This window comes from Burkholderia sp. BCC1999, from assembly GCF_905339975.1.
Lineage (GTDB): Bacteria > Pseudomonadota > Gammaproteobacteria > Burkholderiales > Burkholderiaceae > Burkholderia.
Map to the genome: position 1 here is coordinate 1 of NZ_CAJPHP010000078.1, position 257 is coordinate 257.

A 257-nucleotide genomic window follows, 5' to 3' on the forward strand; every position below is an offset into this window, starting at 1 on the left:
TTCGCCGACGACAGGCCGGTCGACGTGGAAGTCGACAGGGACGTGATCGAGCTGTTCGCCGACGACAGACCGGTCGAGGTCGACGTGGACAGCGAATCGATCGAGCTGTTAGCCGACGAGAGGCCGGTCGACGTGGAGGTCGACAGCGAAGTGATCGAGCTATTAGCCGACGACAGACCCGTCGAGGTCGAGGTCGACAGGGACGTGATCGAGCTGTTAGCCGAAGACAGGCCGGTCGACGTGGAAGTCGACAGCGA

1 protein-coding gene is annotated in these 257 nt (G+C 62.6%); it reads left to right on the top strand.

Annotated features, from left to right (window positions below; genetic code table 11):
* A partial coding sequence (locus U5809_RS34635) for a hypothetical protein (protein ID WP_322089862.1) occupies positions 1-257 on the top strand: 257 nt, incomplete at both ends.